Source organism: Streptomyces griseomycini, assembly GCF_014203535.1.
In the GTDB taxonomy this organism is placed as follows: Bacteria; Actinomycetota; Actinomycetes; order Streptomycetales; family Streptomycetaceae; genus Streptomyces; species Streptomyces griseomycini.
Map to the genome: position 1 here is coordinate 215,435 of NZ_JACHJI010000010.1, position 12,553 is coordinate 227,987.

Here is a 12,553-nt window from a genome sequence, read left to right on the forward strand (position 1 = left end):
CACCGACCGGTGCCGTCCCGAGGACGAGCAGGCGCCCGCGCCGGCCGAGGCGGAGCGCCTCGGCCGGCCGCCTCGTACGAGGCCTGCCGCGCACGCCACGAGGAGCCGCGCGGCCGGGGACTCAGCGGCTGACGCCGACCTGTTCCAAGGCGCGGCGCAGGGGCTCCCAGCCCACGCGCCGCGACAGCCCGCGGTTGCGGGCCTGGGCGAGCGCGCGCCAGAACCCGGCCTCGAGCAGCGCCTCGGGCGGCACCGCCCCGGCCCGCTCCAGGATCGCCTCGGGCACCTTCTGCGGGTCGGGCACCTTGTACTCGGCCATGATCTCGTCGTACTTGTCGTGCAGCACCGTGTTGTCCGGGTCGGCGCCGAAGACCACGAGCTGACCGGTGGGCTGGGTGTCGACCAGCACGGTCACCAGGTCGGGGCGGTAGCGTGCCAGCACCTCGGTGATCTTGTAGACGTCACCGGTCCAGGCGGTGGTGTGCCGGTCGCGGGCGGCCTCGTCCACGCTGCGCGGCAGCATGTCGTCGAGGACGATCACGCTGGACCAGTCCGAGTGCTTCTCGACGTTCATGAAGTCGCGCAGGGCGTACTCGAACAGGTGCATGCCGTCGATGAACGACAGGTCGAGTGTGGTGCGGCGCCAGTGGCCGAAGGGGCTGCGTCCCCGGCGCAGATTGCGCAGCGGGTGCCGGCCGCCCTTGAGGTGGGCCAGCGGGTTGTCGCGGGCGAAGAAGTCGTCGCTGGTGGCCTTCACCAGGTGGACGTCGCACTTCAGCTCCGAGACCACCTTGAAGGCGGGGTCGACCGCGATGCTGGGGACGCGGGACAGGCGCAGGCTGCGGCCGTCGTTGACACCGATCTCCAGGTAGTTGCGGTTGGCGCTGACCTTGTGCAGTTCCCGCAGGAACTCATGGCGTTTCACGAAGGGGACTCTCCTTGCGGATTCCGGGCAGTGCTTCGTGCAGGGCGGCGCGCCGGTCGCGTGGCGCCGGCAGGCCGATCTCCTGCCGGCGGCCGTGCGCGAGCGCGCTGTAAGCGGGGCGCGGCGCGGGCCCCGGGGTCGGCCGTGCGCTCGGCGACGTCCGCGCTCCAGGGGGGCCGCCCGCGCCGGTCGTCGACGACGTCGACGGTGGGGCGGCGGGATTCGGGACCGATCATCTTCCGCACGAAGTTAGTGCCGTGGCCCCCGGAGAGCCAAGCGGTACGCACCACCGCGCTCGCACCGGGCGGTTCCTCCGGCACGGCCGGCTCGCCGGCGAGCCCGAAGTGGCCGCGGGCGGTGCGCGGGGCGGTGGGGTGGTCCTCCGGGGAGGGGGTGGCGCGGGCGTCGCCGGAGGAGACGTGGATCGGCCGGGCGCCGTGGGGGGCGCGGGCGAGCAGGCGCGGCCCGTCGCCGTTGATCGGGGTGGCGCGTTCCCCGTCGGTCCCGGCGTCGTCGACGGCCGTGTACGCGGCGCGGTCGGCCACGGGGCGGGGGCGGTGCCCGGCGAGCGCCCGGTCGACGGCGCCGGCCCGGGTGACGTCGGGGGCGGCCCGGTCGAGGCCGGTGGCCCGGTCGAGGCCGGTGGCCCGCTCGCCGCGCCGGGGCGGTTCGTCGGCGACGTCCCGGCCGGGCGTGCCGTCGGCGCCGGTGACCGGTCGGGTCATGCCCGCTCCCCCGCCCCGCGCCGCTCGAGCGGTTCCCGCCGGGCGCGGTGGTCCCGGTGCCGGGCGACGGCCTCGGTGAGGCCGGCGGTGAAGCGGTGGCGCGGGCGGTGGCCGAGCTCGTCGCCGGCCTCGGTCCGGTCGGCGGAGCAGTGCGGGACGTGGCCCTCGCGGTCCTCGACGTGCTCCACGCGGCCCCGGCCGGCGCCGCAGGCCTCGGGGAACGGGCCGGTGAGTTCGGTGCCGCCGATGTCGCGGACCTCGTCGGGCCGGCCCTGGGAGCGGTGGTGGGCCGGGGCGGGCAGGTCGGCGTCGCGGCCCTCGCCGTGCGCCGGCTCCGGCCGGGGGTGGCCGAGTTCGAGGTCGTCGAGGGTGCCGGCGCGGATGAGCTCGTCCGGCGTGGTGTCCCCCGGTGCGTCGGACGCGCACGGCGTACGGACGGAGCGGTCGGCCTCCGGCGGATCGACGACGTCGCCGGTGTCCTTCCCGTGGCCCCGGATGACCGTGCGGCGCGCGTCGGCGCGGGAGTCGACCGGGTGCCGGACGATCCGGACGGTCAGCAGTGCGCGGGCCGGTCCCGGAGGATCTCCCTGGAGAACGCGGGTGACCTGCGGACCGGACTTCGGCCCCGCGCCGACCGCGTCCGCGAGGGACTCCCACCCGTGGGAGGGCACCGGTCGTTCCGCCGAGGTGTGGGTGATCGGCCCCGGCCGGGTTCCGGCGCCGCCGGACAGCACGAGAGCCTTCATCTGACTCACCATAGTCGTGATTCCGGCGGCACGGACGTCACTTGTTTTACTCGTTCATCAGGAAATCCCGGGAAAGGGCCGGGGAGCCGCTGGGATCCCCGCTAGTCCTCACCTCTCACGATGTTTCCCTCCAGGCCCTTGTCCGGGGTGCCGGCGGTACCGCGGTCCACGGCCGGCAGGCAGGTCCGCAGGGGCTTCTCGCTCCGCAGTCGCCGGGCCCTCGCCCAACCGGTCTCCGCTCGGCGGGGGCGGGGTTCGTCACTGGTCTCCGAGGTCACGCCGCATCATCTTCCTTCTGGATCCTGCCCTCCGGGTCCCCCGCGCCCCGCCGGACAAACACGCGGCTGCCCGGCGGGGCGTCGCGACCCCGACACCCCCATCGGATCCGGGAGTTCCCGGTCCGCGGGCGGGGGCCGCACTCAGGTGTTGGGCCGGGCCACGCTGATGTCGCCGAGGGCCGACTCCGGGTCGCGCTCCATGGCCGCGTCACCCAGCGAGACGATGCCGACGGGGTGCCCGCCTTCGACGACCGGGACGCGGCGCACGGCGTGCTCGCGCATCAGCCGCACCGCGAGGTCCAGCTCGTCGTCGGGGCCCACGGTCACCAGGTCCTCGCTGCACGCCCCGGCCACGGTGGTCTCCTCCGGGTCACCGCCCGTGGAGACCGACCGCACCACCAGGTCGCGGTCGGTGACCAGCCCGCGCAGCCGGTCGCCGTCCGTCACCAGGACGGCCCCGAGGTCGCGGTCGCGCATGATGCGGGCGACCTCGGCGACGGAGGTGTTCGCCCCGACGCTCACCGGTGTGCCGGTCATGATGTCGCGGACGTGCTGTGTCATGGCATGCTCCTCTCCACGTCGTCTCTGTCGCCCGCCGGGTACCCGGCGGAGCGGCTCGGTCACCAGGCTCGGGCGGCCTCCAGCAGCCGGTCGCGGACGAGTGCGACGTGGGGGTTGTCCGAGGCGCCTGGCCGCTGCACCAGGAAACTGGTGTTGATCGGGGCGTCCTCCGGCTCGTCGAGGAGGACCAGGGCGCCGCGGGCCAGTTCCCCGGCGCACAGGTACCGCGGCAGCACGCTGAAGCCCGCCCCGGCCACCGCCAGGGCCAGCACCGCCCGCAGGTCCGGGGCGGAAACGGCGGCGTGGCAGTTCAGGCGACGGCCGAAGACGTGCCGCCAGTAGCGGCGGACGATGGGCAGGTCCTCGGCGTAGGCGAGCAGGGGGACGCCGTGCAGTGCGCCGGGGCCGTCGGCGGCGAGGCGTCCGCGGATCCCGTCGGCCAGGGCGGGGGCGGCGACCAGGACGAACTCCTCGTCGGTCAGCGGCACCGCGGACAGGGCGCGGCCGCGCGGCCGGGCCGTGGCGATGACCAAGTCGTGGCGACCGGTGCGCAGTTCGTCGAGCAGCTGATCGGTCAGGCCCATGGTGACGCGCAGCCGTGTTCCCCCCGCCACCAGCGGAGCGAGCGCGGGTAGCGCCCGGGTGGAGAGCAGTTCGGCGGGTCCGGCGAGGTGGACCGGGCGGGGGCGGACGCGGCCGGGCGGGCCGTGTCCGGCGGCCTCGGCGAGCGCGTCGAGCGGGGCGGCGATCCGGGCGGCCAGTTCGTCGGCCACGGCGGTGGGCGCGACTCCGCGGGGCAGCCGTTCGAACAGCTCGCGGCCGGTGTGCCGTTCCAGCGAGCGGATCTGGGTGGTGACGGTGGGCTGGGACAGGCCCAGGATCCGGGCGGCGGCCGTGAAGGACCCGGACCGGTACACCGTCAGGAAGGTCCGCAGCAGGTTCAGGTCGGGCTGCGCGGGCGGGGCCGCGCCGGCCTCGGTGGAGTCATGGGGATCGCTATGCCTCACGGGGAGGAGCCTAGGGGAGGCCTATGCCTGCCGGGCCGCGGCGCCTCTCCGCCCAGCCATGGGTTTTCCTATGGGTGTCATGGAATCGGGCATTGGATTCACGGGAGTCCGGCACCCTACCGTCGGGGTGTCGAAGTCATCCGTGCATCGGGAAGTGAGCACATGTCGAAGATCCTGTTCGTCGTCACCGGCGCCGACCGTCTGACGCTGGCCGACGGCACCACGCACCCCACCGGTTTCTGGGCCGAGGAGGCCGTCGCTCCCCACGAGGCGTTCCGGGCCGCGGGCCACGAGGTCGTCGTCGCCACGCCCGGAGGGGTGGTGCCTCCCGTCGACCGGGCGTCCCTCGCGCCCGAGGCGAACGGCGGCCGGGAGAACGCCGACCGGATCGCGAAGGCGCTGCGGTCGTTCACCGAGCTCCGGCGGCCCGTCCGGCTGGAGGACGTCCGCCTGGACGAGTACGCGGCCGTCTTCTACCCCGGTGGCCACGGACCCATGGAGGACCTGGCCGTGGACCCCGGATCCGGTCGGCTGCTGACCGGGGCGCTGGAGTCGGGCAAGCCGCTCGCCGTGGTCTGCCACGGCCCGGCCGCGCTGCTCGCCGCCGTGCGGGCCGACGGGACGAACGCCTTCGCCGGCTACGAGGTGGCGGCGTTCACCAACGAGGAGGAGACGCAGGGCGGTCTCGCCGACAAGGTGAAGTGGCTGCTCCAGGACCGGCTCACCGAGGCCGGTGTGCGGGTGCGGGCCGGAGCGCCGTGGGCGCCGAACGTGGTGACCGACCGCAACCTGGTCACCGGGCAGAACCCGGCGTCCTCCGCGCCGCTCGCCGAGGAACTGCTGAAGCGGCTCTGAGGGGCCGGCGGGGCGTCACCGCTGCAGGACGAACTCCGCCCACACCTGCTTTCCCCCGCTGACCGGAAGGGTCCCCCAGGCCGCCGACACGGCCTCGACGAGGAGGATGCCCCGGCCGCCCGTGGCCTCCCAGCCGATGCTGGTCGGCTTGACGGGGGTGCGGGGCGAAGCGTCGGCGACCGCGAGGCGGAGGCGGTCGTTGACGAGGGCGATGTCGAGGCGGACCTGGCCGTCGGTGTGCACGAGGGCGTTCGTGACCAGTTCGGACACGACGAGCAGCGCGGTGTCGAGGTCCTCGGTGACCCCCCAGGAGCGCAGGGTGCGCCGGGTGAAGCGGCGGGCGTGCCCGACCGCCTGGGGCACCCGCCACACGGTCCAGCTCTCCCGCAGCGGGCGGGTGGCCATGCCGTCGTAGCGCACCAGCAGCAAGGCCACGTCGTCACTGCGCGGGGCGTTGCCGAGCAGGGCGTCCGCGACGAGTCCGAGGTGGGCGGGGTCGGCGGCGGACAGGTGCCGGGCGAGGCGGTCCATGCCCTCGTCGATGTCGGCCTCGGCGGACTCGACCAGGCCGTCCGTGGTGAGGGCGACCAGCGTGCCGGGCTGGAGCCGGAGCGGGCTCATGGGGAAGTCGGCCTGGGTCATCACCCCGAGCGGCGGGCCGCCCTCGGTCTCCGCGATCTCGGTGGAGCCGTCCGGATGGCGCACCACCGGCGGCAGGTGTCCGGCGCGTACGCACCAGGCGAAGCCCTCCTCCATGTCGATGTCGACGTAGCAGCAGGTGGCGAAGAGGTCGGTCTCCATGTCCACGAGCAGCCGGTTGGCGTGGGACACCACCACGTCCGGGGGATGGCCCTCGACGGCGTAGGCGCGCAGCGCGGTGCGCATCTGGCCCATGAGGGTGGCGGCGCCGGCGCTGTGGCCCTGGACGTCGCCGATGACGAGGGCGACGTGGTTGTCCGGCAGCGGGATCACGTCGTACCAGTCGCCGCCCAGCTCCAGGCCGGCCGTACTGGGCAGGTAGCGGGCGACCGCGACCGCGCCCGGCAGCCGGGGCAGGCGGCGCGGCAGCAGCTGGCGCTGGAGCATGCCGACCAGCTCGTGCTCGGCGTCGAAGGCGCGGGCCCGCATCAGTGCCTGTCCGGCGAGCCCGGCGGCGGCGGTGAGCAGGGCGCGTTCGTCGGCGCCGAAGTCGTGCGGGGTGTCCCAGCCGATGAGGCAGGCGCCGGCCATGCGGTTCCCGGCGGGCAGCGGCAGCACGGCCAGACCGCCCGGGCCGACCTCGGCGAGGGCGGTCTCCAGCGGGGACCCCGCGGGCCAGATGCCGGTGCGGCCCTCGCGCAGCGCGGCGGCGAGGGTGGGCATGGTGCGCACGGGCGCGTCGGGCCACTCGGTGCGCCACTCCGCGCGCCACAGCTCCGGCCACGCCTCCGGTTCCGGCGGGTCGAGGACGGTGACGACGAGCCGGTCGTTCTCCAGCTCGGCGATCGCGATCCGGTCGGCCCGCAGCGGCCGGCGCAGCGCGGCGACCACGGCCTTGCCGACGTCGTGGACGGTGACCGCGGTGGCCAGTGCGGCGGCGAGCCGCTGGACGCGGGCGACGTCCGTGATGTCGGAACGCAGCGTGGAGGCGTCGGCGACGGAGCCCACGAGACGGGCCGGGCGTCCCTCGCCGCCGGGCACCAGCCGGCCGCGCAGCCGCAGCCACTTGGGCGGGCCGGCGGGCTGCAGCACCCGGAACTCCAGCTCCCGCTCGCCGATCGTCATGTGGTCGGCCTCGACCACGGACATCAGCGAGGGCAGGTCCTCCGGCACGGTCAGGCCCATCAGCGTCTCCACCCGTCCGTCGAAGTCGTCCGGGTCGAGGCCGAACAGGTCCAGGATGTCCTCGCCCACCCGGAGCCGGCCGGTGTCCATGGCCAGGCTGAAGGAGCCCGGCGGCAGGTCACCGCCGTCGGGGGCCGCGGGCGCCGCGGGGAAGGCGATCCCGTCGGCGACGAGGTCGAGGCAGGCCCGGTCGTCGGCGTCGAACCCGCCGGGGTGGTCGCTCACCGCGAGCAGACAGCCGCCGTCGCCGCGCAGGGGCAGGGCCGCCAGGAAGAAGTCACGGCTCGGCACGCGTCGCGACTGGGCCTGCGCGGCGAGGTCCCTCGGGCCGAGCCACACCGGTCGCCCGCCCCGGTGGGCCTCGGCCGCCGGGGAACGCCCGGCGACGGGGTAGCTGTCGCGCACCCCGCACAGGGTCCTCGGCACTCCGACGGACTCCACGAGACACAGCAGCTCACCGTCCGCGCCGGGCGCGTACACGGCGGCGAACGCGGCGCCGGCGAAGACGAGGGCCTGCTCCAGGACCCTGCGCACGCGTTCGGGGGACTCCTGATCGGCCGCGATCGTCCTCAGGGCGCCTTCCGCACGCAGCGTTCTCGTGCTGCGTCCCGCAGCGCCCTCACCGACCACGTTGGCCATTACAGCGCTTATGGGACCCCTGCGCAGCCCCTGTGAACGTTCCGGGGCCGTTCCGGGAGCGGGCGGCGGCACGTCCGCGGCCCGGCCGGACGACCGTCTCCTCCGCCGCTCGCGGTGCGCGACGGCCCGGCAGGGAGGAGATTGGGTCCCGAGGGCGGTGGCACGGCCGTGCGAGGAGGTGGTCGGTGTGTCCGAGGGGCAGTCGTCCGCGCAGGCGCCGGCGGGTGCGCGGGCTCCGGTCGGCCGTCCGATGCTGTCCCTGACACTGGCCTCGATGATGGACGAGGTGCACGCCCACTCGGGGGCGGTGTACCTCCTCTCGCCGGGCCAGCCCGTGCTGGAGATGGCGGTGATGGCCGGGCTCCCCCGCGCTTTCGCGGCCCCGTGGGAACGGGTCGGCCTGAGCGCCCCGATCCCGGTGTCCGACGCGGTGCGCGAACGGCGGCTGGTCTGGGTCGGCGGCGAGGAGGAGATGGCGCGCCGCTATCCCCGGATCGCGATGGTGCTGCCGTATCCCTTCTCGCTGGCGGCGCTGCCGGTGGCGACCGCGACCAAGGCGTACGGCGCGGTCTTCGTGACCTGGCCCGGTACCCATCCGCAGGAGCTGTCCGACTGGGAACGCGATCATCTGACCGCCGCCTGCGACCGGCTGGCGGTACGGCTGGAGCGGGCCGCCGAGCGGAGTCTGCCCCTGCCGTCCGAACCGGACCTGGTGGCCGCGCCGCTGGTGGGGGGCATGGCCGGCACGCTCGGCACGGTGGAGGCGGCGCGGATGGTGTCGCGGCTGCCGTACGGCCTGTGCTCGCTCGACGTGCACGGGCGGGTCGGCTTCGCCAACGCCGCCGCGGCCGAACTGCTGGGCGTCCCGGTCACCCGGCTGCTCGGCGCCCAGCTGTGGGCGTCGGTGCCGTGGCTGAACGATCCCGTGTACGAGGACCGGTACCGGGCCGCGCTGTTCAGCCAGCACGTCACCTCCTTCGTGGCGCTGCGTCCGCCCGGCGAGTGGCTGTCCTTCCGGCTGTACCCGAGCACGACCGGACTCAGCGTCCGCATCAGCCGGGCGCGCGCGGTGGCGGAGATGAACCGCACCGCGCCGCGGTCCGGGGAGACCCCGACGCGTCTGGTCACCATCTCCCAGGTGCTGAGCCTGGCCGGTGCGCTGACCGAGGCGGTCGGGGTGCAGGACGTGGTGCAGCTGGTCGCGGACGAGATCGCGCCGGCGGTGGGGAGCCAGGGGCTGGTGGTCCTCGGTTCGCGGGCGGGCCGGCTGCAGGTGCTGGGGCACCGCGGGTACCCGGATCCACGGGTCGTGGAGCGGTACGACGGGATGCCGCTGTCGGAGCCGACCCCGGGCGGCCAGGTGCTGCGCACCGGGGTGCCCGCGTTCTTCGAGACCCGTGAGGAGATGGAGCGCCTGTACCCGGCGCTGCTCCTGAACCCCTCCGGGTTCGCGGCCTGGGCGTACCTGCCGTTGATCGCCTCGGGGCGCCCGGTGGGGACGTGCGTGCTGTCGTACGCGGCGCCGCACCACTTCGCGACGGAGGAGCGGTCGGTGCTGACCTCGCTGGCCGGGCTGATCGCCCAGGCGCTGGAGCGGGCCCTGCTCTACGACGCCAAGCACCGGCTGGCGCACGGGCTGCAGGAGGCGCTGCTGCCGCACACGCTGCCGCCGCTGGCCGGGATCGAGGCGGCCGCCCGCTACCTGCCGGCCACACAGGGCATGGAGATCGGGGGCGACTTCTACGACCTGGTACCGGCCCAGGGGATGGCCGCGGCGGTGATCGGGGACGTCCAGGGGCACAACGTGACGGCGGCCGGGCTGATGGGGCAGGTCCGCACGGCCGTACGCGCGTACACGGCCGTCGGGCAGCCGCCCGAGGAGGTCATGCGCAGCACCAACCGGCTGCTGTTCGACCTGGGTTCCGAGCTGTTCGCGAGCTGTCTGTACCTGCGGCTCGATCCCGCGCACGGGCGGGCCGTGATGTCCCGCGCGGGTCATCCGCCGCCCCTGCTGCGCAGGCCGGACGGGCGGGTGCGGGTGCTGGACCTCGCGGGCGGGCCGCTGCTGGGCATCGACGGCTCGGCGGCCTATCCGTCGACCGAGGTCGCCCTCCCCCCCGGTTCGCTGCTCGTCCTCTACACCGACGGCCTGGTCGAATCCCCCGGCACCGACTTCGAGGAGGCCCTCGCCGACCTGGGCCGCCGTCTCACCGACCTCGGCGACCGTCCCCTGGACGACCTCGCCGACGCCCTGGTCCGGCACGGCGCGGACGCGGAGGGCCGCCGGGACGACATCGCGCTGCTGCTGCTGCGGGCGCTGCCGGAGGCCTGACCCCCCGAGCGCCGGTCCGGCCCCGCGACGACCGGGCGGCGGGGCCGGACGGGGACCGTGCCGCTGAGGGGCCGTCAGCGGGTGTGTGTCAGACCGGAGCCTTCCTCGGCGTCCTGGCCGGCTCCCGCACCGGCTTCCTCGCCGCCGGCCTGGTCGCCGCCGGTCCCCTGACCGCCGGCCTCCGCGCCCGCTCCGGCCTCCTCGCCGCCCGCCTGGTCACCGGCGCCCGCGTCACCCGCGCCCGCGCCGCCGGCTCCGAGGGTCGCGCCGACCGCCTCCAGGGCCGTGGTGACCGGCTGGAAGAACGTCTCGCCGCCCGAGGTGCAGTCGCCGCTGCCGCCCGAGGTCAGGCCGACGGCGAGGCCGTCCCGGGTGAACATCGAGCCGCCGCTGTCGCCGGGCTCGGCGCAGACGTCGGTCTGGATGAGGCCGGTGACCGTGCCCTCCGGGTAGTTCACCGTGGCGTTCAGGCCGAGCACCTGACCGTCGGCGAGACCGGTGGTGCTGCCCATCCGGAACACCTCCTGGCCGACGGTGGCCTCCGCGGCCCGGGCGATCGCCACGGTCCGGTCGCCGAGGTTCACCTCGCTCGGCGCCCGGGTCGCCGGGTCGTCGTACCTGACGAGCGCGAAGTCGCCCGCGCCGGGGAAGACGGCCTGGTCGACGGTGGCGACCGGCTGCCCGCCCTGGCTGTCCGACCACTGGTCGCCCGCGAGGGCGCAGTGACCGGCGGTCAGGAAGGCGGGCGAGCCGTCGCCCGCGGTGACGTTGAAGCCGAGGGAGCAGCGGGAGCCGCCGGCGAAGACGGCGTCGCCGCCCGAGGCGAACGTCTTGAACGTGCCCGCGGACTTCCTGATGGTCGCCATGCCGGAGCCGAGGCTCCGTACGGTGGACTCCAGCCGCTCCCACTTGTCGCCGGTCACCGTGGAGTCGGCGGTGACCAGGATCCGGTTGGTGCGCGGGTCGACGGCCCACGAGGTGCCGGGGATGGTCGCCTTCGCCTTGAGCGTCTGCGCCCCCGCCGCCAGCTCGGTCATGCTGTTGTCGACCTCGCGGACGGCCGCGCCCGCCTTCTCGGCCTGCACGATCACGTTGTTGTCGTCGCCCGGTACGACGTTGACGACGAGCTGCTGCTTGTCGCCGTCGTAGTAGGAGCCGGCGAAGGCGTCGCCGAGGAGCCCGGCGAGCCGCGAGGCGAGGTCCGAGGCGTCCGTCGCCTTCAGGGTCTTCGGCGCGGCCGCGGCGTCGTCCGACGCGCCGTCCTGCGACGCGTTGGCGTTCGGGAGCAGGATCGCGGCGGCGCCGAGGGCCACCACGCTGCCCGCCACTATCGCGGCCTTGCGCTTCGGAATTCGCTTGTGACTCAACCTTCTCGACCTCCTGGGGGGGGACCGGAGCCGTGCCGCCGTTCGGCAGTCGTCGGGCGCCTGGACGGCTGTTGGTACGCACGGGCCGCGTGGGGCGTTCAATCCCGTCGCGGGGACGCTCCGCCGACGGCGGGAAATCGCCGGCCGCCGCATCCGGCGCGCGTGCGGCGGGAACAGTCCCCCGTATGACGATGAGCACCGCGGAGGCCGACAAGATCCTCTCCGCCAACTTCGCCCCCTGGGTCCTCGGACTCGGCCTGTCCGTGGAGGCCGTGGGAGACGACCGCGCGGTCCTGCGGCTGCCCTGGTCGCAGCGGCTGGCCCGGGAGGGCGGTGCCCTGTCGGGGCAGGCGCTGATGGCCGCCGCCGACACGGCGACCGTGATCGCCGTGTCGGCCGCCCGGGGCGCCTACGGACCCATGACGACGGTTCAGCAGTCGACGTCGTTCCAGCGGGCGGTGACCGGTTCGGACATCCTGGTCGAGGCGGCGCTCACCAAACTCGGCCGCCGGATGGCGTTCGCCGACATCACGATGACCGTCGAGGAGTCGGGGCTGATCGCCGCTCGCGCGAGCACGGTCTACGCGCTCCTGGGCTGACACGCTCCGCGACCGGCCGGGAGCGGAGGGTGGCGGCCCGGGAGCGGAATCCCGGCTTCAGTGAATCTGCACAGCGACTACCCGAGCCGGTCACCGGAGTCCGGATCCCTCCACATGCCGAAGAGGCGGGCGCGCCTTTGGGACCGGTGTGCCGGATTCCGTCCCGAGGGGCGCAAGTGATCGGACGAGCCGATGCGGTGAGGCATGTGAAGAAGTCGCCATCGAGCCGTGCCGCCGTCTGCACGCCTGGGCCCCGGTGAGGCGCAAGTTGCCTGGTGAGGCGGTTGGTTGATTGGAGTCCCGCGCCCGCGGCGTGCTTTGATCCATCGCACCGCAAGGCCGTTCCGGGCTCCCGGCGACGGGCGCCCGGCGCCCGCGGTCGCGGCCTTCGTCTGTCCCCAGAGGGGCCGCTCCCCCTTGTGAAATATCCATACGAAGGGAAGTTCCATCATGAACTCCACCCCCCAGGTCGAGACCGCCGAGATCTCCGACGCCGCTCTCGACGCCGTCTCCGGCGGTCTGTCCGTGAACGCCGTGAACACCCTCACGGGCGCGGTGGACAGCATCGCCCCGGTCTCCGGCCTGGTCGACACGGCCGTCGGCACCGTCGAGGGTGTCACCGGCCTGAACACCGCCCCGGTCACGAACCTGGTCGCCGGTCTCTGACCGCGCCCTCGTGCCGGTGAGTCCCGGAG

The 12,553-nt window shown here is 74.7% G+C and carries 10 protein-coding genes and 1 pseudogene; 4 read left to right on the plus strand and 7 right to left on the minus strand.

What is annotated here, in order from left to right; translation table 11 throughout:
• Positions 1-121 precede the first annotated feature (121 nt).
• The 5 genes and pseudogenes from FHS37_RS27015 to FHS37_RS27035 form a co-directional block, all read right to left on the minus strand.
• Positions 122-925 carry a class I SAM-dependent methyltransferase gene (locus FHS37_RS27015; RefSeq protein ID WP_184825842.1) on the minus strand — a complete coding sequence of 268 codons (804 nt, stop codon included), beginning with the start codon at positions 923-925 and terminating at the stop codon, positions 122-124.
• Positions 912-1,650 (minus strand): annotated as a pseudogene (locus tag FHS37_RS27020) (SDR family oxidoreductase). The gene FHS37_RS27015 and the pseudogene FHS37_RS27020 overlap by 14 nt, the downstream one beginning before the upstream one ends.
• A complete protein-coding gene (locus FHS37_RS27025) occupies positions 1,647-2,396 on the minus strand; it encodes a hypothetical protein (RefSeq protein WP_184825844.1) in 750 nt (249 codons plus the stop codon). Before FHS37_RS27025 ends, FHS37_RS27020 begins: the two are co-directional and overlap by 4 nt.
• A gap of 419 nt (positions 2,397-2,815) precedes the next feature.
• Positions 2,816-3,235, minus strand: a complete 420-nt coding sequence (locus FHS37_RS27030) for a CBS domain-containing protein (RefSeq protein WP_184825846.1) — start codon at positions 3,233-3,235, stop codon at positions 2,816-2,818.
• 59 nt (positions 3,236-3,294) lie between these two features.
• Positions 3,295-4,242 (minus strand): LysR family transcriptional regulator, encoded by a 948-nt coding sequence (locus tag FHS37_RS27035; RefSeq protein ID WP_184825848.1) that lies wholly within the window; start codon positions 4,240-4,242, stop codon positions 3,295-3,297.
• A gap of 162 nt (positions 4,243-4,404) precedes the next feature.
• Here FHS37_RS27035 and FHS37_RS27040 point away from each other — a divergent pair, with 162 nt between their 5' ends.
• On the plus strand, positions 4,405-5,097 hold the full coding sequence (locus FHS37_RS27040) for a type 1 glutamine amidotransferase domain-containing protein (RefSeq protein WP_184825850.1): 693 nt from the start codon (positions 4,405-4,407) through the stop codon (positions 5,095-5,097).
• A 15-nt stretch (positions 5,098-5,112) separates the two neighbouring features.
• On the opposite strand, the gene FHS37_RS27045 is transcribed toward FHS37_RS27040, so the two are convergent.
• Positions 5,113-7,560, minus strand: coding sequence for a SpoIIE family protein phosphatase (locus tag FHS37_RS27045; protein ID WP_184825852.1), 2,448 nt, complete (start codon positions 7,558-7,560; stop codon positions 5,113-5,115).
• 178 nt (positions 7,561-7,738) lie between these two features.
• Here FHS37_RS27045 and FHS37_RS27050 point away from each other — a divergent pair, with 178 nt between their 5' ends.
• Positions 7,739-9,892: a SpoIIE family protein phosphatase gene (locus tag FHS37_RS27050; RefSeq protein WP_373304266.1), complete on the plus strand. Its 2,154-nt coding sequence runs from the start codon at positions 7,739-7,741 to the stop codon at positions 9,890-9,892.
• 74 nt (positions 9,893-9,966) lie between these two features.
• Here the strand turns inward: FHS37_RS27050 and FHS37_RS27055 are convergent, their stop codons facing one another.
• Positions 9,967-11,259 carry a S1 family peptidase gene (locus FHS37_RS27055; RefSeq protein WP_184825856.1) on the minus strand — a complete coding sequence of 431 codons (1,293 nt, stop codon included), beginning with the start codon at positions 11,257-11,259 and terminating at the stop codon, positions 9,967-9,969.
• A 185-nt stretch (positions 11,260-11,444) separates the two neighbouring features.
• Here FHS37_RS27055 and FHS37_RS27060 point away from each other — a divergent pair, with 185 nt between their 5' ends.
• On the plus strand, positions 11,445-11,858 hold the full coding sequence (locus FHS37_RS27060) for a PaaI family thioesterase (protein WP_184825858.1): 414 nt from the start codon (positions 11,445-11,447) through the stop codon (positions 11,856-11,858).
• Between the two features lie 450 nt (positions 11,859-12,308).
• Positions 12,309-12,524: a type A2 lantipeptide gene (locus tag FHS37_RS27065; protein ID WP_184825860.1), complete on the plus strand. Its 216-nt coding sequence runs from the start codon at positions 12,309-12,311 to the stop codon at positions 12,522-12,524.
• Positions 12,525-12,553 lie beyond the last annotated feature (29 nt).

Excerpts from the sequence above, each read along its gene's own strand:
- FHS37_RS27025 (WP_184825844.1), bottom strand. The coding sequence starts at position 2,396 with ATGAAGGCTCTCGTGCTGTCCGGCGGCGCCGGAACCCGGCCGGGGCCG.
- FHS37_RS27030 (WP_184825846.1), bottom strand. The coding sequence starts at position 3,235 with ATGACACAGCACGTCCGCGACATCATGACCGGCACACCGGTGAGCGTC.
- FHS37_RS27040 (WP_184825850.1), top strand. The coding sequence starts at position 4,405 with ATGTCGAAGATCCTGTTCGTCGTCACCGGCGCCGACCGTCTGACGCTG.
- FHS37_RS27045 (WP_184825852.1), bottom strand. The coding sequence starts at position 7,560 with ATGGCCAACGTGGTCGGTGAGGGCGCTGCGGGACGCAGCACGAGAACG.
- FHS37_RS27060 (WP_184825858.1), top strand. The coding sequence starts at position 11,445 with ATGACGATGAGCACCGCGGAGGCCGACAAGATCCTCTCCGCCAACTTC.
- FHS37_RS27065 (WP_184825860.1), top strand. The coding sequence starts at position 12,309 with ATGAACTCCACCCCCCAGGTCGAGACCGCCGAGATCTCCGACGCCGCT.